Source organism: Streptococcus parasanguinis ATCC 15912 (assembly GCF_000164675.2).
GTDB classification, from domain to species: Bacteria; Bacillota; Bacilli; order Lactobacillales; family Streptococcaceae; genus Streptococcus; species Streptococcus parasanguinis.
In genome coordinates this window covers 1,553,538-1,579,181 of the sequence record NC_015678.1, presented here as the reverse complement: position 1 = coordinate 1,579,181, position 25,644 = coordinate 1,553,538, and the positions used below count along the sequence as shown (strand labels likewise).

The following is a 25,644-nucleotide window of genomic DNA, read 5'->3' as shown; positions in this document are numbered from 1 at the left end:
TTATTGACTCCAAAGTTCTTTCACTTTTGCTTGAACTTCTTCATTTTCAAGAAACTCATCATAGGTTTCATCAATGCGATCGATTACGCCGTTTTTTGAAAGAACGATAATATGGTTGGCGAGTGTTTGAATGAATTCGTGGTCATGGCTGGCAAAGATAATCGATTCTTTAAAATTCTTCAATCCATCATTCAAACTTGAAATAGACTCCAAATCCAAGTGATTGGTTGGATCATCCAGTACAAGAACATTTGACTTGAGGAGCATCAATTTAGACAACATGACACGAACTTTTTCTCCCCCTGACAAGACGTTGACAGACTTGTTAACTTCGTCACCCGAAAAGAGCATACGTCCTAAGAAACCACGAAGGAAAGTATTGTCATCTTCTTCTTTACTTGCAAATTGACGAAGCCAATCAAGAATACTTTCACCACCTGCAAAATCCCGGCTGTTGTCTTTTGGTAGATAAGATCGACTAGTTGTAACTCCCCACTTGACAGTTCCTTCATATTCAATATCATCCATCAATGCACGGATCAAAGCGGTTGTTTGAATATCGTTCTGTCCGATAAGGGCGGTTTTGTCACCAGGACGTAAGATAAAGCTGATATTGTCAAGGATGGTTTCTCCATCAATCTTGACAGAAAGATTTTCAACTGTCAAGAGATCGTTACCAATTTCGCGCTCTGCTTTAAAGTTGATAAATGGGTACTTCCGACTAGATGGAACAATTTCCTCAAGTTCAATCTTGTCAAGCATTTTTTTACGCGAAGTTGCTTGTTTTGATTTTGAAGCGTTGGCTGAGAAACGTGCGACAAACTCTTGTAATTGTTTAATTTTTTCTTCAGCTTTTGCATTTCTATCTGCTTGTAATTTTGCTGCAAGTTCAGAAGATTCTTTCCAGAAATCATAGTTTCCGACGTAAAGTTTGATTTTTCCAAAGTCGAGATCCGCCATATGAGTGCAGACTTTATTCAAAAAGTGGCGGTCATGGGATACAACTATAACTGTATTTTCAAAATCAATCAGAAAATCTTCTAACCAGGTAATGGACTGGATATCCAATCCATTGGTCGGCTCGTCCAAAAGAAGAACATCTGGTTTACCAAAAAGTGCCTTAGCTAGGAGAACTTTCACTTTATCCCCATTGGCTAACTCGCTCATAGTTTGATAATGAAGGTCTTCTGAAATATTTAGATGTTGAAGCAATTGAGATGCTTCACTTTCTGCTTCCCATCCACCGAGTTCGGCAAATTCACCTTCAAGTTCAGCTGCACGGACACCATCTTCATCAGAGAAATCTTCTTTCATGTAGATAGCATCTTTCTCTTTCATAATGTTGTAGAGCTTTTCATTTCCCATAATGACAACATCAATGACCCGTTCGTCTTCGTAGTCAAAGTGATTTTGACGCAAAACGGACAAACGTTCATCAGGGCCAAGAGAAATATGACCAGTTGTTGGTTCAATATCTCCAGCTAAAATTTTTAAAAAGGTTGACTTTCCAGCACCGTTGGCACCGATAAGACCGTATGTATTTCCTTCTGTAAAGTTGATATTGACATCGTCAAACAATTTTCGATCACTAAAACGTAGTGAGACGTCTGATACTGTAAGCAATGATTTTCTCCTCTTTCTATAATGTCTTAATTTTACTAGAAAATAGGGGAAAATTCAACTTTTTTAGTGTCAATTTATTTTTACAACCCTGTAAATCAAGTTGACAAAGTAGTAAACTTTTAATTCATTACAAACATAGAGGATAGACTAACATTTTGAACCAGAAAGTGCTATAATGATAGGGATAACGATTAAGGAGAAGAATATGACAAAACCCATCATTTTGACAGGAGATAGACCAACAGGAAAACTCCACATTGGCCACTATGTTGGTTCTTTAAAAAATCGGGTCTTGCTACAGAATAAAGACGAATATAATATGTTTGTTTTTTTGGCAGACCAGCAAGCTTTGACGGATCATGCAAAAGATCCAAAAACGATTGTGGAGTCTATTGGAAATGTCGCTTTGGACTATCTTGCAGCTGGACTAGATCCTGAAAAAGTAACGATTTTCATTCAAAGTCAGATCCCTGAACTGGCAGAATTGACCATGTACTACATGAATCTTGTATCTTTGGCACGACTTGAAAGAAACCCAACTGTAAAAACCGAGATTTCTCAAAAAGGTTTTGGTGAGAGTATACCTACAGGATTTTTGGTATATCCTATTTCGCAAGCAGCCGATATTACGGCATTTAAAGCGAATTTTGTTCCGGTAGGAAATGACCAAAAGCCAATGATTGAACAAACTCGTGAGATTGTTCGTTCCTTTAACCATGCTTACAATACAGATACTTTGGTGGAGCCAGAAGGGATTTATCCTGAAAATGAAGCAGCAGGGCGCTTACCTGGTTTAGATGGAAATGCTAAAATGTCTAAATCGTTGAATAATGGCATTTACCTAGCTGATGATGCAGATACTTTAAAGAAAAAAGTGATGAGTATGTATACTGATCCTGATCATATTAAAGTAGAGGATCCAGGAAAAATTGAAGGTAATATGGTCTTTCATTACCTGGATGTATTTGGCCGTCCAGAAGATGCAGCTGAAATTGCAGAAATGAAAGAACATTATCAACGTGGTGGACTTGGTGATGTAAAGACCAAACGATATCTTTTAGAAATTTTAGATCGTGAATTAAGACCGATTCGTGAAAGACGTCTTGAGTTTGCAAAGGATATGGGCGAAGTCTACTCTATTCTTGAAAAAGGAAGTGAGCGCGCTCGAAATGTAGCAGCTCAAACACTGGATGAAGTAAAATCTGCGATGGGAATTACCTATTTTAAAAAATAAAACGACTTCATTAATAGCGAACATTTCTTTACTGCTCATTGATAATTTACCAATAAATGATTGACAAATTGCCATAGAATGGTATGATATTAACAATAAAAATTCGAGCCTTGCTCAAATAAAAAGAAAAGAGGATCCAGCTAATGTCTAATTGGGACACAAAGTTTTTAAAAAAAGGGTTTACATTTGATGACGTGCTTTTGATTCCAGCAGAAAGTCACGTATTGCCTAATGATGCAGATTTAAGTACACAATTAGCAAGTAATTTACGCTTGAATATCCCAATCATTACTGCTGCTATGGATACGGTGACTGAAAGTCAAATGGCAATTGCTATGGCACGTGCTGGTGGACTTGGTGTTATCCATAAAAACATGTCAATTGAGCAACAGGCAGATGAAGTACGCAAAGTAAAACGCTCTGAAAATGGGGTTATCATTGATCCGTTCTATTTGACTCCGTCTCATACAATTGCAGAAGCAGATGAGTTGATGGGACGATACCGAATCAGTGGTGTTCCTGTTGTTGAAACACTTGAAAATCGTAAATTAGTTGGTATCCTTACAAACCGGGATTTGCGTTTTATTTCTGATTACAATCAACCTATTTCAAATCATATGACAAGTGAAAATTTGGTGACTGCACCGGTTGGAACTGATTTGGAAACAGCTGAACGCATTCTACAAGAGCACCGTATTGAAAAATTACCATTGGTAGATGAAAATGGTCGTCTTTCTGGCTTGATTACAATCAAAGATATTGAAAAAGTTATCGAGTTCCCAAATGCGGCTAAGGATGAATTTGGTCGTTTGCTTGTGGCTGGTGCCGTAGGGGTTACTTCAGATACTTTTGAACGTGCAGAAGCTCTTTTTGAAGCTGGTGCAGACGCAATTGTCATTGATACTGCTCATGGACATTCTGCGGGTGTTCTTCGTAAGATTGCAGAAATTCGTGCTCACTTCCCAGATCGTACCTTGATTGCAGGAAATATTGCAACTGCTGAAGGTGCTCGTGCATTATTTGATGCAGGGGTAGATGTAGTTAAGGTCGGAATTGGTCCAGGATCAATCTGTACAACTCGTGTTGTTGCAGGGGTTGGTGTTCCTCAAGTGACTGCCATTTATGATGCAGCCGCTGTAGCTCGTGAATATGGAAAAACGATCATTGCTGATGGTGGTATCAAGTATTCAGGAGATATTGTCAAAGCACTCGCAGCTGGTGGAAATGCGGTTATGCTTGGCTCAATGCTTGCAGGTACAGATGAAGCACCAGGTGAAACAGAAATCTTCCAAGGTCGTAAATTTAAAACATACCGTGGTATGGGATCTATTGCAGCAATGAAGAAAGGTTCTAGCGACCGTTACTTCCAAGGATCTGTCAATGAAGCCAATAAATTGGTCCCTGAAGGAATTGAAGGACGCGTTGCTTATAAAGGATCTGTAGCAGATATGGTCTTCCAAATGATCGGTGGTATTCGTTCAGGTATGGGTTATGTTGGTGCAGCAACTATTCAAGATTTACATGATCATGCACAATTTGTCGAAATGAGTGGTGCCGGATTGAAAGAAAGCCATCCTCATGATGTGCAAATTACAAACGAGGCGCCTAACTACTCAGCACAATAAATTTACACATTTGTAAACAAAAATAACAGCATCTTGACAGCGTTGTCAAGATGCTGTTTTGATATGACCGGCTTGAATAGTAAAAATTTTCAACTCCTCAGGCAGTTCTTTTAAATGATCAAGAGTTGTCGTTGTAATAAATGTTTGAATATTATTAGAGATAGTTTCAAGTAGTTGAAGTTGACGATAATTGTCAAGTTCGCTCATGACATCGTCAAGTAATAAAATAGGCTTTTCTCTTGTGATTTCTTCCATCAATTCGATTTCTGCTAATTTTAGAGAGAGAACAACACTTCGATGCTGGCCTTGACTACCAAAGGTAGCATTCATATTATTGATAAAAAATGCCAAATCATCCCTGTGGGGTCCAATGCTTGTTGTTTTTCTAAAAATATCCTTCTGACGGTTTTTTTCCAACATAGAGAGAAACTGCTCTTCTATATCATTTCCATCTTCAGAAAAAACAGTTGACTGATATTGAATCGATAGGTCTTCTTTGTTGTCAGAAAGTCGAGTGTGTTTTTCTTTTGCTTTAGCTTCTAATTTTTTAATAAACTCAAGCCGATGATAGATGACGCGACTTCCAAAACTAGCTAGTTGTGAATCTAAGACTTCCAAAAATGTAGCATCAATTTTTTCCGAATTTTTTAGGTAACTATTTCTTTGTTTCAGTACATGGTTGTATTGAGATAAGTCGGATAAATAGAGAGGTTTCATCTGACCTAATTCAATGTCAATAAACTTTCGACGTCCTGCAGGTGATCCTTTGATCAGTTGCAAATCTTCGGGTGCGAAAAGGACAACATTCATATGGCCAATATAGTTCGATAATTTGGCTTGTTTCAAATGATTTACCTTAGTTATCCGACCTTTTGGTGTCAAGGAGATTTCCAATGGAAGAGGACCAGTTTCTCTTTGTAATTGACCAGAAACTTTAAAATCTGTGGATTCAAAATAGATGAGATCTCTATCATTTCGTGTTCGATGACTTCTGGTTAAAGCTAGAAAATAAATTGATTCGAGAATATTGGTCTTTCCTTGAGCATTTTGACCTAGGAAAATATTTAATCCAGGATGAAACTCGACTTCTAGTTCTTGATAATTACGAAAATGTTGAATGGATAACTGTTTTAACCACATTACGAGATACCAGGAAAGCGAATTGCTTTTTCTTTTTTGTTAGTCTTTGTCGGTTGTTTCTTTTGTTGTTGATTGAGTTGCTTGACAAGTTCAGCAACACGTTCCTTTTCTTCCTTCTCTTTAAGATGCTCTTCTATTTCCTCTTGAGAAGGTTCAAGAATGGTGATAGTCATGCTCAGTTCAGGAATGTTAATTTGATCGTTGACACGAAGTTTACGGCCTCTCCGTTGTTCTAATTCACCATTAACAAAGACTTCTTTTTCTTGAAGAAAGGCTTTGATTGCACCACCACTCTGTATAATACCGAGTTCTTTTAAGATTGCTTGCAATGTAATAAAGTCATCAAATAATTTGTAATTCATAGTTCACCTCTTTGCGTGTTATTATACCATATTTTTAGTTTATCTAGGGTAGAGAATGTTGAGTGATTTGAGAAGCTTTTTCACAGTTTGAATTAGGATTTTAGTGTGATTTCGTGTTATAATGAAAGTTACTATTGAGTAGAACGAGGATGAAAATGGAATTAGTAAAGGGCGTGAATCTTCACTTTCTTCAATCAAAAAAATTTAAAACCAATAAAATTAAGGTCCGTTTTTCATCGCCATTAGATGAAAATACCGTGGCTGCGCGTGTTTTGGCAGCTTGTATGATGGAAACTGCAAATCAAAAATATCCAACTTCACAATTATTCCGTGAAAAATTAGCGAGTCTATACGGGGTAGAATTGTCAACGTCAGTCTCTAAGAGGGGGCGTGTTCATTATGTTGATTTGAATATTTCCTTTGTGCGCGATGATTTTTTGAGCAAGAAAAATGTTCTTACTGATGAGGTTTTGGACATTATAGAAACCATCTTCTTTTTACCTTTGGTAGTAGAAGATCACTTTGACAGTGATACCTTTGACGTTGAAAAGAAAAATACAATTTCCGATTTGGAGTCGGAAATTGAAGAGCCTTATTATTATGCACATGGGCAATTGAATCAACTATTTTTTGAAGACGAAACAATCGGGATGTCAAGATTGGGGAAAGTTGATTTAGTGAGACAAGAGACAGCTCAAAGTTCTCTTGAACAGTTTCATCAGATGCTCCAATTAGATAACATTGACTTCTTTTTCATAGGCGATTTTAATGAGGTCGCTATTGTGGATCGAGTGAACCAGTTTGAATTCAAGCCACGTGATAACAATTTGTCTGTCAACTATCAACAACCTTTTACAAATGTTGTTAGAGAAAAGTTAGAGCAAAAACAAAATCAACAATCTATTTTAGAATTAGGTTATCATTTTTCTACCCAGTATGGAGAATCTCTCCATATCCCACTAGTTGTATTAAATGGGATGCTGGGAGCTTTCTCGCATTCAAGACTTTTTCAAGTAATTCGTGAGAAAGAAGGTCTTGCTTATACCATCTCTAGCCATTTTGATATTTTTACAGGCTTTATGAGAGTTTTTGCAGGCATTGATAAGGGATCTCGTACCAAAGTAATGACTTTGATTATGAAACAGTTGAATGATTTAAAACGAGGCAAGTTTACAGAGTCAGAGCTTCAATTGACAAAAGAAATGTTGATAAATACGACCTTATTAGCACAGGATCGACAAAATACCCTGATTGAAAGGGAATATCTGAAAACGATGCTTGGAAAGAAGGTTCTTTCTCTAGAAGAGTGGTTAGAATCTATCAATAAGGTTAGTAAAGAAGAAATTATTGAGACGGCAAAAACAATTAATTTACAGTCTGTTTATTTTATGGAAGGAAAGTAGTGTAAAGATTGAAAATTAAAGAAAAATACTATGAATCAGTAGGCGAGCAGGTCTACTTTACACGCTTGTCAAACGGATTGACCATTCATTTAATCCCAAAAGAAGATTATTATGAAACCTATGGAATGATCACAACCAAATTTGGTTCAGTGGACACACGAATTCTAGTGAATGGTGATGAAAGACAATATCCTGCAGGAATTGCTCATTTTCTAGAACACAAAGTATTTGAAGATGAAAAAGGTCAAGATTATCTAACAAAATTTGTTCATTTAGGATCGGAAAGTAATGCCTTTACAAGCTTTACAAAGACAAGTTATCTTTTCTCAACAACTTCAAAAGTCCCTGAAAATATTCAATTGTTATTGGAGATGGTTTCAAAGGCTTCCTTTACAGAAAAATCTGTATCTAAGGAAAGAGAAATCATTCAACAAGAGATTGGAATGTACCAAGATAGTCCAGACTATCGATTGTTTTTTGGTGCTTTAGAAAATTTATATCCTGGAACACCGTTAGCAGATGATATTGCTGGGACAAGAGACTCAATTTCTGATATTACAATCGATAATCTCCATGAAAATTTTGATCTATTCTATCATCCCTCTCAAATGCACTTATTAGTGATAGGAAAATTCGATGTTGATCCGATATTACAAGTTTTAAAAGAATATGATCAAATTTCCCAACTTCCTTCGATCAAGATGGAACGTTTTCCTGTAGAAAAAAACGAAGTGAAACTGAATCAATCCTGCAGAATGGATGTGGCGACTCCTAAATTGGCAATTGGAATTCGGGGAAATGATGACATTAAAGAAGAGGAAAAATTCCGCTATAAATTAATGTTAAAATTACTATTTTCGATGATGTTTGGTTGGACTTCGCAACGGTTTCAAAGTTTATATGAAGCAGGGAAGATTGACAACTCATTGACACTCGAAGTGGAGGTTGAAGAATTATTTCATTTTGTTATTTTGACAATGGATACCAAAGAACCAGTCTCCTTATCTCATCAATTTAGGTCAGCTATCAAACAATTTGATAAGGATCCAGATGTGAATCAGGAACATTTGGATACGATTAAAAGCGAAATGTTTGGTGATTTCTTACAAGGTTTAAATTCGCTTGAGTATAGTGCAACTCAGTTTGATTATTTTTCAGACGGTAGCACATCTTATGATCTTCCAAAGATTTTACAAAGTATTAGTTTACAAGATATCATCAAATTAGGTCATAAATTCATTGATCAGGCTGAGATGGTTGACTATATGATTTTTCAAAAGTAGTAAACAATGTATCAAGAAGGGAAAAAATGAAGAAGAGAACAATTGGTCAGGTATTAAGACTGTCAAGAGTAAATTTACATTTAAGTTTACAGGACGTGTCAAATAAGACAGCCATTGAAATTCCTTATATAGAAGCGTTGGAAAACGATGAGTTTGATCTACTACCAAGTCCGTTTTATGCCCAGATCTATCTAAAAAAGCTATCATGGGCTTTGGGGTTAGATGAGTCCATTCTATTGACAGCTTTTCGTGAAGGAAAAGAGTTGTTATTTGATGAAGAAATCCTTGTAGATGACGAAGAGCTTCATTCAAGGAAATTAAGACAGAAAGCAAGCTGGTTACCAATCTTGTATTATCTACTAATTAGCTTTGCTATTCTTGGTTTTGTGATTTATATCGTATATTTTTATGGATTTACAGCATCTGTAAAATAGATGGAAAGATAGTTTATTTTTTGGAGGAAGTATGAAAAAAGAAAATATTCCTAATGCATTGACATTAATTCGGGTTGTGATGATTCCTATTTTTATTGCTATTTTAAGTTTAAGTCATTCTTATCTAGGACATATTGTAGCAGCAGTTATTTTTGCAATTGCAAGTATTACAGATTATTTGGATGGCTTTCTAGCACGAAAATGGAATGTGGTTAGTAATTTTGGTAAATTTGCAGATCCAATGGCGGATAAATTATTGGTTATGTCAGCCTTTATCATGATGATTGAATTAAAAATGGTTCCTGCTTGGATTGCAGCCGTTATCATTTGTCGTGAGTTAGCTGTTACTGGTTTGCGTCTTCTACTTGTTGAGACAGGTGGTACAGTTCTTGCTGCAGCTATGCCAGGAAAAATTAAAACCTTTAGCCAAATGTTTGCCATTATCTTTTTGCTTTGCCATTGGACTCTTCCAGGGCAAGTGTTGCTTTATATTGCATTGATTTTCACAATTTATTCTGGTTACGACTACTTTAAGGGAAGTAGTTATCTCTTTAAAGACACATTTAAATAAATGAAACAGATTATTGAGCTAAAAAATGTATCCTTTCGATACGATAAAACAGTAGAAGAATATCAAATTGACACGGTTTCGTTTCACGTGAAACAAGGAGAGTGGCTTTCGATTGTCGGACACAATGGTAGTGGGAAATCTACAGTTGTACGCTTGATTGATGGTCTTTTGGAAGCTGAGTCTGGTGAGATTTACATTGATGGAAAAAAACTGACTCGTGAAACTATATGGGAAATCCGTAGTAAAATTGGAATTGTATTTCAGAATCCTGACAACCAATTTGTTGGTGCGACAGTAGAAGATGATGTAGCCTTTGGTTTAGAAAATCAAGGAATTCCACGGGGAGAAATGCTTCAACGTGTGGAAAAGGCTATTGACCAAGTTGGTATGCTGAAGTTTAAAGATCGTGAACCATCTCGTTTGTCAGGTGGTCAAAAGCAACGAGTGGCTATAGCAGGTATTATCGCCTTGAGACCAACTATTATTATCCTTGATGAAGCAACTAGTATGTTAGATCCGGAAGGCCGAGAGGACCTAATGGCAGTAATGAGAGAACTTCAGAAAAAGTTCCAATTAACGATTATCTCCATTACCCATGATTTATCCGAAATTGCCTTAAGTGATCGAACACTCGTGTTTCAAAAAGGAAAACTAGAGTCTTCTATGACGCCGCGGGAATTGTTTTCAAGAAATGATCTGAATGAGATTGGACTAGATAAGCCTTTTAGTAAGCAGGTCCAAGAATCTCTCAGCTCGCATTTTCCGCTAAAGCAGGACTATCTAACAGAAAGTGAGTTATTAGACCAACTATGGGAATTTCTTTAAAGAATGTCTATTATACTTATCAAGAGGGAAGTCCTTTTGAAGGGCAGGCGCTTTCTGATATTAGTTTGGAAATAAAAGATGGATCTTATACAGCCATCATTGGGCATACTGGTAGTGGCAAGTCTACTTTGTTGCAATTACTAAATGGTTTACTGCGTCCGACTAAAGGAACGATTCAATTTGAAAATTTTGTTTTAGATAACAATTCTGAGCCAAAAGAAATGAAGTGCCTGAGAAAAAAAGTCGGTTTGGTTTTTCAATTTCCAGAAAGTCAGCTATTTGCGGAAACCGTTCTAGCTGATGTAGCCTTTGGACCACAGAATTTTGGGGTACCTAAGGACAAAGCTGAGGAAATAGCTAAAGAAAAATTAGCGATCGTTGGTCTAGAAGAGGCTATCTATGATAAAAGTCCATTTGAACTATCTGGTGGACAAATGAGGCGAGTTGCGATCGCGGGTATTTTAGCTATAGAACCAGAGATTTTAGTATTGGACGAGCCGACAGCAGGGCTAGATCCTGCTGGGAGAAAGGAATTGATGGCGCTGTTTGAGGCATTACATAAAAATGGGATGACCCTAGTTCTGGTAACTCATATGATGGATGATGTAGCCAATTTTGCAGATACCGTATTTGTTTTGGAAGCGGGAAAACTTGTCCTAAAAGGATCCCCAAGGGAAGTCTTTCAACAGGTTGATTATTTACAAAAACTTCAATTAGGAGTTCCACAAATTACGAATTTTGCTCTTCAATTGAAACGAAGAGGGCTTTCTCTGGGCAGACTACCAATCAAAATTGAGGAACTAAAGGAGCTGTTACTTCATGAATAATATGATTTTGGGAAGGTATATTCCTGGAAACTCCATTATCCACCAACTAGATCCTCGTGGGAAGTTGCTCTCAATGTTTTTGTTCATTTTTCTTCTGTTTTGGGCCAATAACTTGCAGACAAATCTCCTGCTCTTTGGTTTCATCTTTGTTTTAATGTATCTAACGAAGATTTCGGTTAGTTTTTATGTCAAAGGCTTAAAATCAATGATTTTTATCATTGCTTTTACAACTATTTTCCAATTATTTGCGACCTCTCAAGGAACAATTTTGTATCAATGGTGGTTTTTAAAATTAACCGATCAAGGATTGATGCAAGCTGCTATCATATTTTGTAGGTTTATTTTAATCATTTTTTATTCGACGATTTTAACAGTGACGACGACACCATTAAGTTTAGCAGATGCTGTTGAAAAGATCCTCACACCGCTAAAATTGATTAAGGTTCCAGCACATGAAATTGGGTTAATGCTATCTATGAGTTTGCGCTTTGTTCCAACTTTAGTGGATGATACGAATCGAATCATGAATGCTCAAAGGGCGCGTGGTGTAGATTTTGGAGAAGGAAATCTATTAAAAAGGATTCGTTCCTTTATTCCTATCCTCATTCCTCTATTTGCTTCTAGTTTTAAACGTGCAGATGCACTTGCGATTGCGATGGAAGCGAGAGGCTACAAAGGAGGGGAAGGAAGGACGCGCTATCGGAGTTTACAGTGGAGATTAAAAGATACCTTAGCATTACTAGTTATTCTATGCCTGATGTTATTCGTTTTTTATCTAAAAAATGGATAAAGGGAGCCATTTTGATTCAAAAATAAAGAAAAAGCGCTATATATGGCGCTTTTTACATTAAATTCTCATATTCTTGTAACATTTGTAATATATTTTATAACGAATTGTAACATTTTGTGTGTATTATAGAATTATGTTCGAAAGGAGAATAGGATTCATGAACAGTAAAAAGTTCCAATGGACAGTTACTTCCCTAATTTCAGCAGCATCACTTTTCATTTCTGGTATTGCTACAGTGAATGCTGAAACTTACGAAGTGAAGTCTGGAGATACTCTATCAAAAATTGCACTTGAAAATAACACTTCATTAGAAAATATTATTTCAACTAACAACCTTACCAATGAAGATTTAATTTATGCAGGACAAATTATTGAATTAGGTGAGCGTTCTAAATCAATGGTTGATAAGGTTGCTCCGCAAGAGCAGGCAAAACCTGCTGAAAGTGCACCTACAGCAACTGCAACAGCACAAACTGCTCAAAAACAAACAACTTATGCAGCAAATGCTGCAGTGACTTCTGCACAATCAACAAATGGTGGAATTGTTCTATCAAATGGTAATACTGCTGGTGAGCAAGGAGCATATGCAGCTTCTCGCATGGCTGAGATGACAGGTGTACCTGCCTCTACTTGGGAAGCAATCATTGCCCGTGAATCAAATGGTCAGGTGAATGCAGCAAATGCTTCTGGTGCAAGTGGTTTATTCCAAACAATGCCAGGTTGGGGTTCAACTGCAACAGTTGATGATCAAATCCAGGCAGCATATAATGCATACAACTCACAAGGTTTGTCAGCTTGGGGTTATTAAAAAAATAGGTTTACAAATTTGTAAACCTATTTTTTTAATGCCTCAAGGATATCAAGTGGAGAATGACAAATAAAATCTGGTGAGTAAAGAAGTAGTTCTTCAAGATCTCCAAAACCCCAAGTGACTGCCATGGTTTTTATACCAACTGTTTGACCTCCAATGAGGTCAAATTTTGTGTCTCCAATAATCACTGTTTCCTCTTTTGGAAGGTCATTGATTGACAAGGCGTATCGAATGACATCGGCTTTGTGGGTACGATCAGAACTTGATCCATAAATTCCTTTAAAGTATTTAGAGATACCTAAATCTTGACACATCTGTAAAGCAACTGGTTCATGTTTTGAAGTAGTTATATAAAGGGGAATGCTTTCATCTTGTATTGCTTTCAAAGTTTCAACTATTTGAGGAAATAGAGTTGATTTGTATTGCCCTTTTTCATGATAATACTGGCGATAGATAGTCACTGCTTGATCTACCAAAGCTTCAGGAAGAGTAGCTTCAAAACTAGAAATCAAAGGTGGTCCCATAAAACTACGGATGGTTTTGAGATCGGGTTGAGGAACCTTCAAAGTATCGAATGTATGTTGAAAGCTCTCTGTAATTCCCTTGGAACTGTCAACTAATGTTCCATCTAAGTCAAAAAATAAGGCTTGCATATTATTCCCCAAATATCTCTTTTTGTAATCTACGTCCGGTTGGTGTTGCTGCCAATCCTCCTTCAGCTGTTTCTCTAAAGGCAGTTGGAAGACTAGAACCAACTTGGTACATGGCGTCAATAACTTCATCAACAGGTATTTTTGATTCAATGCCTGCTAAGGCCATATCAGCAGCAATAAAGGCATAGCTGGCTCCCATTGCGTTCCGTTTGACACACGGAACTTCCACGAGTCCTGCCACTGGATCACAAATGAGCCCAAGCATGTTTTTGATGACAAAACAGACTGCCTGACTCGCTTGATAAGGAGTTCCCCCAGCAGCTAGTGTCAATGCTGCCGCACTCATAGCTGAAGCAGAACCAACTTCTGCTTGACAACCACCTTCTGCACCTGAAATAGAAGCATTATTGGCGATGACTAAACCAAAAGCCCCAGCTGTCAGTAAAAAATCTAATTGTTGCTGACGGTTTAACCCTAATTTTTGGGTTGCTGCAGTGAGAACTGCGGGAAGGCAGCCAGCAGATCCTGCAGTGGGTGTTGCACAGACCAGTCCCATTTTAGCATTGTGTTCGTTGACAGCAATAGCATTCTTCGCTGCGGTTAGGACGGTCAAGTCAGATAACGTTTTTCCTGATTTGATATAGCGATCTAATTTTGCGGCATCCCCACCGGTTAACCCACTACGAGAGTGGTTTTCATTTAACCCTAACTTTACAGAATCAATCATCACTTCTAAATTACGGGTCATTAATCGTAGGACTTCTTCTCGTTCACGACCAGTTAGTTCAAATTCAGTTGCAATCATTAACTCTGCGACGTTTCCTTCGTATTGTGTGCTTGCTTGTTCTACGAGGTCTACAATTGAATAAAACATATGAACTCCTTATTTGAAAAAGTTGACATTATGAAGATGAGGAATTTTACGGATATCTTCGATCGCTACTTCACAACTCCTTGAGTCAACTTCTATAATCATAATCGCTTTTTCTCCAGCTTTTTCCCGTGTTACATTCATTTGTGCAATATTAATATCATAGCGAGAAAGAGCTTCTGTGACATGGGCGATCATCCCAGGGACGTCCTGGTGAACAATGATAATGGTTGGAGTATTCATATTTAGCGAGATGGCAAAGCCATTTAACTCAGTAACCTGTATGTTCCCACCACCAATTGAGATTCCAGTGACAGAAATCGTTTTATGATCATTTTTAACAGTAATGGTTGTTGTGTTTGGGTGAGGAGCATTGCTCTCTTTTTGAATAGACCAAACAATCCGAATGCCTCGTTCATGTGCAATTTTTAGACTATCTGGGATTCTAGGATCATCTGTGTCCATTCCTAAGATGCCTGCTACTAAGGCTAAATCTGTTCCATGACCACGATAGGTTTTAGCGAAGGAATTAAATAATTGGAACTCAACTTCTTTTGGCTCCTCTCCAAAGATAGAAGAAACAATTTTACCAATTCGAACAGCACCTGCAGTATGACTACTGGATGGGCCAATCATCACAGGTCCAATAATATCAAAAACTGATTGGAATTTTAAAGAGTTCATGCTCTGCTCCTTTGTGATCACTTTACTTCATTATATCAGATATGGCTGATGATTTCTTCTATTTTTCCCGAAATATCTGAGAAATCTTAAAGGGGGCTTAAAGCATTTATATTATCCTGGATTTTTAGTATTTCTAACATCTGACTGAAATATTTGACATATAATTTCAATAAATATGAAATATTTCTTGTGTAGTATAGAGGTATACCAATAAAGGAGTACATAATAATGAATAAAAAACAAATGATGAAACGAATTATTGGACTTAGTTTACTTGCAGGACTTTTCCTTCCAATTGTAGCGAATGCAGATTCTTATACTGTAAAATCAGGTGATACTTTATCAGCTATTGCTAAAGAGAAAAACACAACGGTTGATGCGATTGCTAAGAAAAATAAGATTAGTAACGTGAATCTCATCTCAGTTGGACAAGTTCTTGAGATTGAAGATGCAAATACAACGCAGAAAACTACGGAGCAAGCTACTACTAGTAAAACTGATACTACACAAGTAACAACTACTGTCTCTGCTTCAGATGGCTTGAGTGCGGAAGATGCAGCTGCTAAGGAATGGATTGCCCAAAAAGAGTCAAGTGGTAGTTATACAGCACAAAATGGCCAATATTATGGTCGTTACCAATTGACTATCACTTATTTGAATGGTGATTTATCACCTGCAAACCAAGAAAAAGTGGCCAATCAATATGTTGTCAACCGTTATGGATCATGGTCAGCAGCTAAAAATTTCTGGTTAGCAAATGGTTGGTATTAAATTCGTTTGAAAAGAGTTCTTTAATAGGACTCTTTTTAAATTTACAGACTTGTAAACCCATCGATCCTGATCAACAAAAAGAATAGTAAGATGCTTGTTTTCTAATATAAAGCGTGTTAAAATGGTAACTGCTCAAAACGACCTTCAATCGTTGAAGCAAACCACGACCTTCAATCGTGAGAAACGAAAAGATGGGAGAAATCTATGAGTGATAACTCGAAAACACGTGTTGTTGTTGGTATGAGTGGTGGTGTTGATTCATCTGTAACAGCTTTATTATTAAAGCAACAGGGTTACGATGTCATCGGCATCTTCATGAAAAACTGGGACGACACAGACGAAAATGGCGTCTGTACAGCTACAGAAGATTACAAAGATGTAGCAGCGGTTGCAGACCAAATTGGCATTCCTTACTATTCTGTCAACTTTGAAAAAGAATACTGGGATCGTGTCTTTGAATATTTCTTAGCAGAGTACCGTGCAGGCCGTACCCCTAATCCAGATGTTATGTGTAATAAGGAAATCAAGTTTAAGGCTTTCTTAGATTATGCGATGACATTGGGAGCGGATTATGTAGCTACAGGACATTACGCTCAAGTTGTTCGCGATGAAGACGGCATTGTCCATATGTTACGTGGCGTTGACAACGGGAAGGATCAAACTTATTTCTTAAGCCAGCTGTCACAAGAACAACTTCAAAAAACCATGTTCCCATTGGGACATTTGGAAAAGCCTGAGGTTCGCCGTCTAGCTGAAGAAGCTGGATTGGCAACAGCTAAAAAGAAAGACTCAACTGGGATTTGCTTTATTGGAGAAAAGAATTTCAAAGAGTTTCTAGGGAACTACCTTCCTGCCCAACCAGGTCGAATGATGACCATCGATGGACGAGATATGGGCGAACATGCTGGTTTGATGTATTACACAATCGGTCAACGGGGTGGACTTGGAATTGGGGGCCAACAAGGTGGAGACAATGCTCCATGGTTTGTAGTTGGTAAAGACCTCAGTCAAAATATTCTTTATGTTGGTCAAGGCTTCTATCATGAAGCATTGATGTCAACAAGTTTACAGTCTAGTCAAGTTCATTTTACACGAGAGATGCCAGAAGAGTTTACGTTAGAATGTACAGCTAAGTTCCGCTATCGTCAACCTGATAGTAAAGTTACTGTAAAGGTTAAAGGTGATAAAGCAGAGGTTATTTTTGCTGAACCTCAGCGTGCTATTACACCTGGTCAAGCCGTTGTTTTCTATGATGGTCAGGAATGTTTGGGCGGCGGTATTATTGACCAAGCGTATAAAGACGGAAAAGTTTGTCAGTATGTCTAACTGGAGTTAAGTAAAAACGATGAGTTCTCAATTTTTTTATGCATTTATGGCATTTTTCGCTATAATGAACCCAATTTCAAATCTTCCTGCTTACATGGCTTTAGTAGCAGATGATAGTCAAAAAATTTCACGAAAAATTGCTTTTAGGAGTCTTTTGATTGCCTTTGTTATTGTAACTATTTTTATCTTTTCAGGAGATTTCATTTTTAAAGTATTTGGAATTACAATTGTTTCTTTCAGAATTGCTGGTGGAATATTAGTGGCCGTTATCGGTTATCATATGATTAATGGTAATCATTCACCCAGCTATAAAGGAATGGAGCAGCAAGCAGTAAATTCAGATCCAATGTCTATTGCTATTTCTCCTCTTGCAATGCCACTTTTTGCGGGACCGGGTACAATTACAACTGCTTTAAATTTGGCTAATGGAGGTTTGCAGAATCAACTGATAACCGTAGTTGCTTTTGCTCTACTATGTGTCATCACTTATCTCCTGTTAAGAAGTGCAAAACAAATTGCAGGCTTCTTGGGAGAAAATTTGATGAAAATTATAACGAAAATGATGGGACTTTTACTATTCTCGATAGGAATACAGATGATTATCGTCAGTGTGCAGACCTTGCTCAAATAGTGATTTGCATTGACAAAACGATTTGATTTGATAAAATAACTTTAACAATAGTCATGATGGTCAAAGCTCATGGATGTTGTAGGCTTTTTTGTCCTGCACTTCTCAGAGTTTTGACTATTTTTGTGTGATTTCGAAAGGAAGTAAAATGAGGCAACAGGATTTTCGGACGAAAATAGGTTCTACTGTTTTTGGTGTGAGAGCGACTGCTTTGATTGTAAAAGATAATCGCTTGTTCGTCATAGAAGATGAGGACGGCTGTTATACAATCGGAGGTGCTATTCAAGTCAATGAAACTACAGAAGATGCTGTAGTTCGGGAAGTCAAAGAGGAACTTGGTGTTACATCTACAGCAGGTCCGTTAGCTTTCGTGGTTGAAAATCACTTTGAACAAGCTGGAATCCACTACCATAACATTGAATTTCATTATTTGGTGGACTTACTGGAAGATGCACCTTTGGTCATGCAGGAAGATACAAAGCAATTACCTTGCCGTTGGATTGCTTTAGATGATTTACACACTGTTGACCTGAAACCAGCCTTTTTAAAATCAGCCCTACCAGAATGGGACGGACAATTACGACACATCCATCTTAAAGAATAGGAGAAATAGAATGAATTATAACTTTATAGAAGAATACGATATCATTGTAATCGGTGCGGGGCATGCGGGAGTAGAAGCCTCTCTAGCTGCTAGCCGTATGGGTTGTAAGGTCTTACTTGCGACTATTAACATTGAAATGCTGGCTTTTATGCCTTGTAATCCCTCTATTGGTGGTTCTGCTAAGGGGATTGTCGTGCGTGAAGTCGATGCCCTCGGTGGAGAAATGGCGAAGAACATCGACAAGACCTACATCCAAATGAAAATGCTCAATACTGGTAAAGGTCCTGCGGTTCGTGCACTTCGGGCTCAAGCAGACAAAGAACTTTACTCAAAAGAAATGCGGAAAACGGTTGAAAACCAAGATAATTTAACTCTTCGCCAAACTATGATTGATGAGATTTTGGTGGAGAATGGTAAGGTTGTTGGTGTAAGGACTGCGACTCACCAAGAGTATGGGGCAAAGGCTGTTATTGTCACTACTGGGACAGCTTTACGCGGAGAAATTATCATTGGAGATCTCAAGTATTCATCAGGGCCTAATCATAGTCTAGCTTCTATCAATTTAGCCGATAATCTCAAACAGCTAGGATTAGAAATTGGACGTTTCAAAACAGGGACCCCACCTCGTGTAAAGGCGTCGTCAATTAACTATGACGAAACGGAAATTCAACCTGGAGATGAAGCTCCAAATCATTTTTCTTATACATCGCGTGATGAAGATTATGTAAAGGATCAGGTTCCATGTTGGTTGACTTATACGAATGGGCATAGCCATGAAATTATCCAGAATAATTTACACCGGGCACCTATGTTTACAGGGGTTGTAAAGGGAGTAGGTCCTCGCTATTGTCCGTCCATTGAGGATAAAATTGTCCGTTTTGCAGACAAAGAGCGTCATCAACTATTCTTAGAACCAGAGGGACGAAATACAGAAGAAGTCTATGTTCAGGGGCTGTCAACGAGTTTACCAGAAGATGTTCAGCGGGATCTCGTTCATTCTATTAAGGGACTTGAGAAGGCTGAAATGATGCGAACGGGTTATGCGATTGAGTATGATATGGTTTTGCCTCATCAATTGCGCGCAACTTTGGAAACCAAGAAAATTTCAGGTCTCTTTACAGCTGGCCAAACCAACGGAACGTCTGGTTATGAGGAGGCCGCTGGTCAAGGGATTATTGCGGGGATCAATGCTGCTCTAAAAATCCAAGGAAAACCAGAACTCATTTTGAAACGTAGTGATGGCTATATTGGGGTTATGATCGATGACTTGGTAACAAAGGGAACGATCGAACCGTATCGTTTGTTAACAAGTCGTGCAGAATACCGTTTGATTTTGCGTCATGATAATGCAGATATGCGCTTGACAGAAATGGGACGAGCAATTGGATTGGTAGATGATGAACGTTGGCAACGTTTCGAAACCAAGAAGTATCAGTTTGAAAATGAGATGAAGCGTTTGGATAGCATTAAGTTAAAGCCTGTAAAGGAAACCAATGAGAAGGTCGCTACAATGGGCTTTAAACCATTGACAGATGCTGTCACTGCTAAAGAATTCTTGAGACGACCAGAAGTCTCTTACCAAGATGTGGTAGAATTTATCGGTCCTGCAGCTGAAGAACTGGATGATAAAATCATTGAATTGATTGAAACTGAAATTAAATACGAAGGTTATATTTCAAAAGCAATGGACCAAGTCGAAAAAATGAAGCGTATGGAAGAAAAACGAATCCCTGCGAATATTGACTGGGATGATATTGACTCTATTGCAACCGAAGCGCGTCAAAAATTTAAATTAATTAATCCAGAAACGATTGGTCAAGCAAGTCGTATCTCAGGTGTCAATCCAGCGGATATCTCTATTTTAATGGTTTACTTAGAAGGTAAATCTCGGAGCATCTCCAAAAACAAAGCAAACCACTAATAAAATGGGGCTGAGATGATGTTTCAGCCTCAATTTTATGGATTGAAATCTTTTGTTGCTATTTACACATCTGTAAACGATGTTTACAAAGTAGTGAAGCATAGAGAGAGCTTTTTACGGGTCAATCTTCTCTGTAATATAGAGAGAAACCTCGCTTTTTACCTCTATTTATGGTATAATTCCGAGAAGAGGTTTATGATGAAAAAATTTCGTTTATCGTTCATCCATTATGTGTTAATTGGTTTTATTTCATTTGCAATTTTAGCAATTTTTTTAAGAATCTTTGGCAAAGGCTATGTAACTCTCATTGCAATTTTTTTAGTCTTAGCTGGATTGATTGCTTTATTTGAATACCAGTTACAAATTTCAGAGTTAGATGAATTAGAACAAATACAATATGTTAACCATCAGGCAGAAAGCGGATTAGCATCCCTCCTTGATAAAATGCCTGTTGGAGTTATCAAAATTAATGAAGAATCAAATGAAGTAGAGTGGTTCAACCCTTATGCTGAATTGATTTTTTCAACAGATGATGGGGACTTTGATGTTGAATCATTGAAAAAGTTACTCAACACTCTGTTTGAGGATAAAGGTCATTTTGTCACTGTAGCCGATAAGAAATATTCCGTTTACTTTGATCAGACGTCTAGTGTTGTTTACTTTTTTGATGTTTCCAGTGAGTATGAAGCAACTGTGGGATTGGTGACAACTCGTCCCGTTATCGGTATTATTTCTGTTGATAACTATGATGATCTAGAGGATGTCATTTCAGACTCTGATATTAGCAATATCAATAGTTTTATTGCCAACTTTGTAGAAGAGTTTACAGCTCATTACCATATGTTTTACAGACGTGTGGGGATGGATCGTTTCTATTTGTTTACAGACTATACGGTCTTAGAACAGTTGATGGAATCAAAATTTTCAGTCATCGATCAATTCCGTGAAGAAGCTAAAAAGCGTGAGCTACCTATTACCTTAAGTATGGGATTCTCTTACGGTGACGGCGAGCATGATGAGATTGGTAAAGTGGCTCTCTTGAACCTAAACCTTGCGGAAGTTCGTGGTGGGGATCAAGCAGTTGTCAAGAAAAATGATGAACAGAAAAACCCTATTTTCTTTGGCGGGGGAACAGCTTCGGCTGTGAAGCGGACTCGGACTCGCACACGCGCTATGATGACAGCTATTTCGGATAAGATTAAATCCGTTGATCAAGTCTTCATTGTTGGACATAGAAACTTGGATATGGATGCTTTAGGAGCGTCTGTGGGAATGCAGTTTTTCTCAAGCAATATTTTGGCTTCCTCTTATGTGGTCTATGACCCGCATGCAATGGCTAGTGATATTTCAAGAGCGATTGCAAAACTAGAGGATGAGCAGGTTACAAAACTCCTTACTGTAGAGGAAGCTTTGCAAATGGTAACGGATCGCTCCTTGCTGATTATGGTGGACCATGCTAAAACAGCATTGACCCTATCTAAAGAATTCTATAAGGAATTTCAACAGATTATAGTTATTGACCATCACCGTCGTGATGATGATTTTCCTGAAAATGTTCTGATCACTTATATCGAGAGTGGTGCAAGTAGTGCGAGTGAATTGGTTAGTGAACTCATTCAGTTCCAGAAATCGAAGAAAAATCGGTTAACGAAAATTCAAGCAAGTGTCTTGATGGCTGGGATCATGCTGGATACTAAGAACTTCTCTGCACGTGTTACGAGTCGGACCTTTGATGTGGCAAGCTATCTTCGCTCGAGAGGGAGTGATAGCGTAGCCATTCAAGAGATTTCTGCAATTCAGTTTGACGAGTACCGCGAAGTGAACGAGCTGATCTTAACAGGTGAAAAGATTTTGCCACATATCATCGTAGCTTGTGCCAACACGACTAAAGCCTATGATTCAGTAACTATTAGTAAGGCAGCTGATAGTATGTTGGCCATGTCTGAAGTGGAAGCAACCTTTGTCATTGCTTGCAACCAAAGTGGGACCATCTCGATTTCTGCACGAAGTCGAAGCAAAGTCAATGTACAGCGTATCATGGAACAACTTGGTGGAGGAGGTCATTTTAATTCGGCAGCCTCTCAAATTGAGGGTCAAGATTTGATGAGTATTCGTCAACAACTGATTGAGACTATTGAAAACGAAGTAATTATTGAAAAGGAGAATGTAGAATGAAAGTTATTTTCTTAGCGGATGTAAAAGGTAAAGGTAAAAAAGGCGAAATTAAAGAAGTGCCTACTGGTTATGCACAAAACTTTTTGATCAAGAAAAATCTTGCGAAAGAAGCCAATGCCCAAGCAATCGGTGAACTTCGTGGAAAGCAAAAGTCAGAAGAAAAAGCCCACGCTGAATTGTTAGCAGAAGCGCAAAAGATTAAAGCGAAATTGGAAGAAGAAGCTACGGTTGTTCAATTTACCGAAAAAATTGGACCAGATGGTCGTACTTTTGGCTCTATTACCAATAAAAAGATTGCAGAAGAGCTTGAGAAACAATTTGGTATTAAAATTGATAAACGTCATATTCAAGTTTCCTCTCCAATTCGTTCAACAGGTTTGATTGATGTTCCTGTTAAAATTTATCAAGATGTTACAGGTGTGATTAATATTCGTGTAAACGAAGGGTAAACACGATCGATAGAAAGGTTTTTTATGGCTGAGATAGAGGAATTAAGAACACAACCTCAGGATATCCAGGCGGAGCAATCAGTGCTGGGGGCCATCTTTATTGATGAGGGGAAATTGGTCTTTGTTCGTGAATATATTGAGCCTGGGGATTTCTTTAAGTATTCACATCGCTTAATTTTTAAGGCCATGATCGATCTAGCTGACCGTGGGGATGCGATTGATGCAACGACTGTTCGAAATATTTTAGATAGTCAAGGAGATCTCCAAAATATTGGTGGTCTCTCCTATTTGGTAGAAGTCATTAATTCAGTACCAACTTCAGCCAATGCAGAGTACTACGCGAAGATTGTAGCCGAAAAAGCTGTTCTACGTCGGTTGATCTCTCGATTGACGGAAAGTATTAATCAAGCCTATGATGGAGCAAGTACTTCAGATGAAATCATCGCGGGTGCTGAAAAAGCTCTGATTGATGTTAGTGAAAACGCAAATCGTAGTGGGTTTAAAAATATTCGGGACATCTTGAATATAAACTTTGGTAGCTTAGAAGCCCGCTCGCTTCAAACCTCTGATATCACGGGTATTGCGACAGGCTATCGAGATTTGGACCATATGACGACGGGGCTACATGAGGAAGAGTTGATTATTTTAGCAGCTCGTCCTGCAGTAGGTAAAACAGCCTTTGCTCTAAATATTGCTCAAAATATCGGGACAAAGTTGGATAAGACAGTTGCTATTTTCTCATTAGAAATGGGAGCTGAAAGTTTGGTTGACCGGATGTTAGCAGCTGAAGGCTTGATTGAATCCCATTCGATTCGTACAGGTCAATTGACGGATGAAGAATGGCGGAAATATGCCATTGCTCAAGGAAATTTAGCCAATGCGAGTATTTACATCGATGATACCCCAGGAATTCGGATCACTGAGATTCGTTCGAGAGCAAGAAAATTAGCGCAGGAAACAGGGAATCTCGGTCTTATTCTGATTGACTACCTGCAGCTGATTACAGGGACTGGAAGAGAAAACCGTCAACAGGAAGTTTCAGAAATTTCTCGTCAGTTAAAGATTTTGGCAAAGGAACTAAAAGTTCCGGTTATTGCTTTGAGTCAGCTGTCACGTGGCGTGGAACAGCGCCAAGATAAACGTCCTGTTCTTTCTGATATTCGTGAATCTGGATCGATTGAGCAGGATGCGGATATTGTTGCTTTCTTGTACCGTGATGATTATTATGATCGAGCTGGTGAAGAGGAAGAAGATGGAATGCCCAATAATACGGTTGAAGTGATTATCGAGAAAAACCGTTCTGGTGCGCGTGGGACAGTCGAATTAATATTCCAAAAGGAATACAATAAATTCTCAAGTATTTCAAAGAGAGAGGATCAATAAGATGAGTGATGCATTTACAGATGTTGCAAAAATGAAAAAAATTAAAGAAGAGATCAAGGCTCATGAAGGACAAGTGGTTGAAATGACACTTGAAAATGGACGGAAACGTCAAAAAAATAAATTTGGACGCTTGATTGAGGTCTATCCTTCTTTATTTATTATCGAGTATACGAACGACAATAGCTTACCAGGTGAACCAGCTAATACCTACGTGGAGTCTTACACCTATTCAGATATTTTAACAGAGAAGAATTTAATTCGTTATTTGGATTAATTCCTTGCTTTTATCGTCTAAATCAGTTATTATAATAAATACATATGGGAGTCTGTGTACAGTCTGAGAGGAAGTGTAAGCTTCGACCGCACCTGATCTGGGTAATGCCAGCGTAGGAAACAAATGAAATGTATTTTTCGTTATGAGTGACCTTGTGCAATCCGTCTCCTATTTTGGAGGCGTTTTTTATTTGTTAGAAAGGAGGTTACGATGTCTCTTGTAAAAAGATATTCAAAACAATTGATAGGATTTGCAGGTTTTAGCAGTCTTCTTGTCTTATGGCAGTTAGCAGGATTTTTAAATATCCTCCCCAAATTTGTATTACCAACGCCACTTGAAATTGGGAATGCCTTTGTACGAGATAGAGCTCTTTTGATTCATCACAGTTTGTCTACCCTTCAAGTGGCCTTGATCGGACTTGTTATAGGGGTTCTTCTTGCTGCTGGCTTTGCGATTCTCATGGATAGTTTTCAATGGGTGAATGATCTGGTCTATCCTTTTATGGTTGTTATTCAAACCATTCCGACGATTGCCTTGGCCCCTATCCTGGTTCTTTGGTTTGGTTATGGTATGCTTCCAAAACTGGTTTTGATCATTATTACGGTGGTATTTCCCATCGTAGTCAGTCTGTTAGATGGTTTTCGGCATTGCGATCAAGATATTCTGAGATTGTTTCAGATTATGCAAGCCAATCGCTTTCAGACCTTAGTCCATTATAAAATTCCTGCAGCGCTTCCTTATTTTTTTGCAGGTTTACGTGTGAGCGTTTCCTATGCTTTTATCAGTACAGTCGTTTCAGAATGGTTAGGAGGTTTTGATGGATTGGGGGTCTATATGATTCAATCGAAGAAGTTATTTCAGTATGATACGATGTTTGCGATCATTGTATTGATTTCTGCTATTAGTTTGCTCGGTATGTTTCTCGTTGACCAATTAGAAAAACCCATTCTAAAATGGAGAAAGGGTTGACAAACTTG

Annotated in this window: 26 protein-coding genes; 20 read left to right on the top strand and 6 right to left on the bottom strand. The window is 38.0% G+C overall.

From position 1 onward, the window contains the following. Complete coding sequence (locus HMPREF0833_RS07190; protein WP_013904364.1) at positions 1 to 1,623, bottom strand: ATP-binding cassette domain-containing protein; 1,623 nt, start codon at positions 1,621 to 1,623, stop codon at positions 1 to 3. 205 nt (positions 1,624 to 1,828) lie between these two features. On the opposite strand from HMPREF0833_RS07190, the gene trpS reads away from it, so the two are divergent. Together trpS and guaB are read left to right on the top strand one after the other, a co-directional pair. Next, complete coding sequence (gene trpS / locus HMPREF0833_RS07185; protein ID WP_003002236.1) at positions 1,829 to 2,857, top strand: tryptophan--tRNA ligase; 1,029 nt, start codon at positions 1,829 to 1,831, stop codon at positions 2,855 to 2,857. A gap of 143 nt (positions 2,858 to 3,000) precedes the next feature. Next, positions 3,001 to 4,482, top strand: coding sequence for an IMP dehydrogenase (guaB, locus tag HMPREF0833_RS07180; protein WP_003009220.1), 1,482 nt, complete (start codon positions 3,001 to 3,003; stop codon positions 4,480 to 4,482). Between the two features lie 45 nt (positions 4,483 to 4,527). Here the strand turns inward: guaB and recF are convergent, their stop codons facing one another. Together recF and yaaA are read right to left on the bottom strand one after the other, a co-directional pair. Continuing rightward, positions 4,528 to 5,622 carry a DNA replication/repair protein RecF gene (gene recF / locus HMPREF0833_RS07175; protein ID WP_013904362.1) on the bottom strand — a complete coding sequence of 365 codons (1,095 nt, stop codon included), beginning with the start codon at positions 5,620 to 5,622 and terminating at the stop codon, positions 4,528 to 4,530. Further along, positions 5,622 to 5,984: a S4 domain-containing protein YaaA gene (gene yaaA, locus HMPREF0833_RS07170; protein WP_003018408.1), complete on the bottom strand. Its 363-nt coding sequence runs from the start codon at positions 5,982 to 5,984 to the stop codon at positions 5,622 to 5,624. The genes recF and yaaA overlap by 1 nt, the downstream gene beginning before the upstream one ends. 155 nt (positions 5,985 to 6,139) lie before the next feature. Between yaaA and yfmF the strand changes: the two genes are divergently transcribed. The 8 genes from yfmF to HMPREF0833_RS07130 all read left to right on the top strand — a co-directional run bounded on the left by yfmF (position 6,140) and on the right by HMPREF0833_RS07130 (position 12,925). Continuing rightward, positions 6,140 to 7,387, top strand: a complete 1,248-nt coding sequence (yfmF, locus tag HMPREF0833_RS07165; RefSeq protein WP_003018399.1) for an EF-P 5-aminopentanol modification-associated protein YfmF — start codon at positions 6,140 to 6,142, stop codon at positions 7,385 to 7,387. A gap of 8 nt (positions 7,388 to 7,395) precedes the next feature. Next, positions 7,396 to 8,670, top strand: a complete 1,275-nt coding sequence (gene yfmH / locus HMPREF0833_RS07160) for an EF-P 5-aminopentanol modification-associated protein YfmH (protein ID WP_003018391.1) — start codon at positions 7,396 to 7,398, stop codon at positions 8,668 to 8,670. A 26-nt stretch (positions 8,671 to 8,696) separates the two neighbouring features. Beyond that, entirely contained in the window at positions 8,697 to 9,104 is a 408-nt protein-coding gene (locus tag HMPREF0833_RS07155) for a helix-turn-helix domain-containing protein (protein WP_013904360.1), read from the top strand. A gap of 31 nt (positions 9,105 to 9,135) precedes the next feature. Next, positions 9,136 to 9,675, top strand: coding sequence for a CDP-diacylglycerol--glycerol-3-phosphate 3-phosphatidyltransferase (gene pgsA, locus HMPREF0833_RS07150; protein ID WP_003009208.1), 540 nt, complete (start codon positions 9,136 to 9,138; stop codon positions 9,673 to 9,675). Then, positions 9,676 to 10,500, top strand: a complete 825-nt coding sequence (locus HMPREF0833_RS07145) for an energy-coupling factor ABC transporter ATP-binding protein (RefSeq protein WP_003018376.1) — start codon at positions 9,676 to 9,678, stop codon at positions 10,498 to 10,500. Then, positions 10,485 to 11,327, top strand: a complete 843-nt coding sequence (locus HMPREF0833_RS07140) for an energy-coupling factor transporter ATPase (protein ID WP_013904359.1) — start codon at positions 10,485 to 10,487, stop codon at positions 11,325 to 11,327. Before HMPREF0833_RS07145 ends, HMPREF0833_RS07140 begins: the two co-directional genes overlap by 16 nt. Continuing rightward, the gene (locus HMPREF0833_RS07135) at positions 11,320 to 12,117 is read left to right on the top strand and encodes an energy-coupling factor transporter transmembrane component T family protein (protein WP_003018404.1); all 798 of its coding nucleotides are present in this window, start codon (positions 11,320 to 11,322) and stop codon (positions 12,115 to 12,117) included. Before HMPREF0833_RS07140 ends, HMPREF0833_RS07135 begins: the two co-directional genes overlap by 8 nt. 157 nt (positions 12,118 to 12,274) lie before the next feature. Beyond that, complete coding sequence (locus HMPREF0833_RS07130; protein WP_003018425.1) at positions 12,275 to 12,925, top strand: LysM peptidoglycan-binding domain-containing protein; 651 nt, start codon at positions 12,275 to 12,277, stop codon at positions 12,923 to 12,925. Between the two features lie 26 nt (positions 12,926 to 12,951). On the opposite strand, the gene HMPREF0833_RS07125 is transcribed toward HMPREF0833_RS07130, so the two are convergent. From HMPREF0833_RS07125 to sdaAB, 3 genes are read right to left on the bottom strand one after another with little or no spacing between them, the layout of a single operon-like run. After that, positions 12,952 to 13,581 carry an HAD hydrolase-like protein gene (locus tag HMPREF0833_RS07125; protein ID WP_013904357.1) on the bottom strand — a complete coding sequence of 210 codons (630 nt, stop codon included), beginning with the start codon at positions 13,579 to 13,581 and terminating at the stop codon, positions 12,952 to 12,954. Between the two features lies 1 nt (position 13,582). Then, positions 13,583 to 14,455 carry an L-serine ammonia-lyase, iron-sulfur-dependent, subunit alpha gene (sdaAA, locus tag HMPREF0833_RS07120; protein ID WP_003002222.1) on the bottom strand — a complete coding sequence of 291 codons (873 nt, stop codon included), beginning with the start codon at positions 14,453 to 14,455 and terminating at the stop codon, positions 13,583 to 13,585. A gap of 9 nt (positions 14,456 to 14,464) precedes the next feature. After that, a complete protein-coding gene (gene sdaAB / locus HMPREF0833_RS07115) occupies positions 14,465 to 15,136 on the bottom strand; it encodes an L-serine ammonia-lyase, iron-sulfur-dependent subunit beta (protein WP_013904356.1) in 672 nt (223 codons plus the stop codon). Positions 15,137 to 15,364: 228 nt separating this feature from the next. On the opposite strand from sdaAB, the gene apf reads away from it, so the two are divergent. From apf to HMPREF0833_RS07065, 10 genes are all read left to right on the top strand, one after another. After that, complete coding sequence (gene apf / locus HMPREF0833_RS07110) at positions 15,365 to 15,907, top strand: aggregation-promoting factor (protein WP_013904355.1); 543 nt, start codon at positions 15,365 to 15,367, stop codon at positions 15,905 to 15,907. 204 nt (positions 15,908 to 16,111) lie between these two features. Next, positions 16,112 to 17,233, top strand: a complete 1,122-nt coding sequence (gene mnmA, locus HMPREF0833_RS07105; RefSeq protein WP_013904354.1) for a tRNA 2-thiouridine(34) synthase MnmA — start codon at positions 16,112 to 16,114, stop codon at positions 17,231 to 17,233. A gap of 19 nt (positions 17,234 to 17,252) precedes the next feature. After that, a complete protein-coding gene (locus HMPREF0833_RS07100; protein ID WP_013904353.1) occupies positions 17,253 to 17,864 on the top strand; it encodes a MarC family protein in 612 nt (203 codons plus the stop codon). A gap of 145 nt (positions 17,865 to 18,009) precedes the next feature. Then, positions 18,010 to 18,465, top strand: coding sequence for an NUDIX hydrolase (locus HMPREF0833_RS07095; protein ID WP_013904352.1), 456 nt, complete (start codon positions 18,010 to 18,012; stop codon positions 18,463 to 18,465). A gap of 10 nt (positions 18,466 to 18,475) precedes the next feature. Beyond that, positions 18,476 to 20,386 (top strand): tRNA uridine-5-carboxymethylaminomethyl(34) synthesis enzyme MnmG, encoded by a 1,911-nt coding sequence (mnmG, locus tag HMPREF0833_RS07090; protein ID WP_013904351.1) that lies wholly within the window; start codon positions 18,476 to 18,478, stop codon positions 20,384 to 20,386. A gap of 198 nt (positions 20,387 to 20,584) precedes the next feature. Next, the gene (locus tag HMPREF0833_RS07085; protein WP_456301895.1) at positions 20,585 to 22,561 is read left to right on the top strand and encodes a GGDEF domain-containing protein; all 1,977 of its coding nucleotides are present in this window, start codon (positions 20,585 to 20,587) and stop codon (positions 22,559 to 22,561) included. Next, on the top strand, positions 22,558 to 23,010 hold the full coding sequence (gene rplI / locus HMPREF0833_RS07080) for a 50S ribosomal protein L9 (protein ID WP_003002156.1): 453 nt from the start codon (positions 22,558 to 22,560) through the stop codon (positions 23,008 to 23,010). Before HMPREF0833_RS07085 ends, rplI begins: the two co-directional genes overlap by 4 nt. Before the next feature lie 24 nt (positions 23,011 to 23,034). Further along, positions 23,035 to 24,393 carry a replicative DNA helicase gene (gene dnaB, locus HMPREF0833_RS07075; RefSeq protein ID WP_013904349.1) on the top strand — a complete coding sequence of 453 codons (1,359 nt, stop codon included), beginning with the start codon at positions 23,035 to 23,037 and terminating at the stop codon, positions 24,391 to 24,393. 1 nt (position 24,394) lies between these two features. Beyond that, complete coding sequence (locus tag HMPREF0833_RS07070) at positions 24,395 to 24,667, top strand: Veg family protein (RefSeq protein ID WP_003009183.1); 273 nt, start codon at positions 24,395 to 24,397, stop codon at positions 24,665 to 24,667. Positions 24,668 to 24,877: 210 nt separating this feature from the next. Then, on the top strand, positions 24,878 to 25,636 hold the full coding sequence (locus tag HMPREF0833_RS07065) for an ABC transporter permease (protein ID WP_013904348.1): 759 nt from the start codon (positions 24,878 to 24,880) through the stop codon (positions 25,634 to 25,636). The last annotated feature ends 8 nt before the right edge of the window (positions 25,637 to 25,644 follow it).

Bases quoted from the DNA above. Each gene is read 5' to 3' on its own strand.
- trpS (WP_003002236.1), top strand. From the start codon at position 1,829: ATGACAAAACCCATCATTTTGACAGGAGATAGACCAACAGGAAAACTC.
- guaB (WP_003009220.1), top strand. From the start codon at position 3,001: ATGTCTAATTGGGACACAAAGTTTTTAAAAAAAGGGTTTACATTTGAT.
- recF (WP_013904362.1), bottom strand. From the start codon at position 5,622: ATGTGGTTAAAACAGTTATCCATTCAACATTTTCGTAATTATCAAGAA.
- yaaA (WP_003018408.1), bottom strand. From the start codon at position 5,984: ATGAATTACAAATTATTTGATGACTTTATTACATTGCAAGCAATCTTA.
- yfmF (WP_003018399.1), top strand. From the start codon at position 6,140: ATGGAATTAGTAAAGGGCGTGAATCTTCACTTTCTTCAATCAAAAAAA.
- HMPREF0833_RS07155 (WP_013904360.1), top strand. From the start codon at position 8,697: ATGAAGAAGAGAACAATTGGTCAGGTATTAAGACTGTCAAGAGTAAAT.
- pgsA (WP_003009208.1), top strand. From the start codon at position 9,136: ATGAAAAAAGAAAATATTCCTAATGCATTGACATTAATTCGGGTTGTG.
- HMPREF0833_RS07145 (WP_003018376.1), top strand. From the start codon at position 9,676: ATGAAACAGATTATTGAGCTAAAAAATGTATCCTTTCGATACGATAAA.
- HMPREF0833_RS07140 (WP_013904359.1), top strand. From the start codon at position 10,485: ATGGGAATTTCTTTAAAGAATGTCTATTATACTTATCAAGAGGGAAGT.
- HMPREF0833_RS07135 (WP_003018404.1), top strand. From the start codon at position 11,320: ATGAATAATATGATTTTGGGAAGGTATATTCCTGGAAACTCCATTATC.
- HMPREF0833_RS07130 (WP_003018425.1), top strand. From the start codon at position 12,275: ATGAACAGTAAAAAGTTCCAATGGACAGTTACTTCCCTAATTTCAGCA.
- HMPREF0833_RS07125 (WP_013904357.1), bottom strand. From the start codon at position 13,581: ATGCAAGCCTTATTTTTTGACTTAGATGGAACATTAGTTGACAGTTCC.
- sdaAA (WP_003002222.1), bottom strand. From the start codon at position 14,455: ATGTTTTATTCAATTGTAGACCTCGTAGAACAAGCAAGCACACAATAC.
- sdaAB (WP_013904356.1), bottom strand. From the start codon at position 15,136: ATGAACTCTTTAAAATTCCAATCAGTTTTTGATATTATTGGACCTGTG.
- apf (WP_013904355.1), top strand. From the start codon at position 15,365: ATGAATAAAAAACAAATGATGAAACGAATTATTGGACTTAGTTTACTT.
- mnmA (WP_013904354.1), top strand. From the start codon at position 16,112: ATGAGTGATAACTCGAAAACACGTGTTGTTGTTGGTATGAGTGGTGGT.
- HMPREF0833_RS07100 (WP_013904353.1), top strand. From the start codon at position 17,253: ATGAGTTCTCAATTTTTTTATGCATTTATGGCATTTTTCGCTATAATG.
- HMPREF0833_RS07095 (WP_013904352.1), top strand. From the start codon at position 18,010: ATGAGGCAACAGGATTTTCGGACGAAAATAGGTTCTACTGTTTTTGGT.
- mnmG (WP_013904351.1), top strand. From the start codon at position 18,476: ATGAATTATAACTTTATAGAAGAATACGATATCATTGTAATCGGTGCG.
- HMPREF0833_RS07085 (WP_456301895.1), top strand. From the start codon at position 20,585: ATGAAAAAATTTCGTTTATCGTTCATCCATTATGTGTTAATTGGTTTT.
- rplI (WP_003002156.1), top strand. From the start codon at position 22,558: ATGAAAGTTATTTTCTTAGCGGATGTAAAAGGTAAAGGTAAAAAAGGC.
- dnaB (WP_013904349.1), top strand. From the start codon at position 23,035: ATGGCTGAGATAGAGGAATTAAGAACACAACCTCAGGATATCCAGGCG.
- HMPREF0833_RS07070 (WP_003009183.1), top strand. From the start codon at position 24,395: ATGAGTGATGCATTTACAGATGTTGCAAAAATGAAAAAAATTAAAGAA.
- HMPREF0833_RS07065 (WP_013904348.1), top strand. From the start codon at position 24,878: ATGTCTCTTGTAAAAAGATATTCAAAACAATTGATAGGATTTGCAGGT.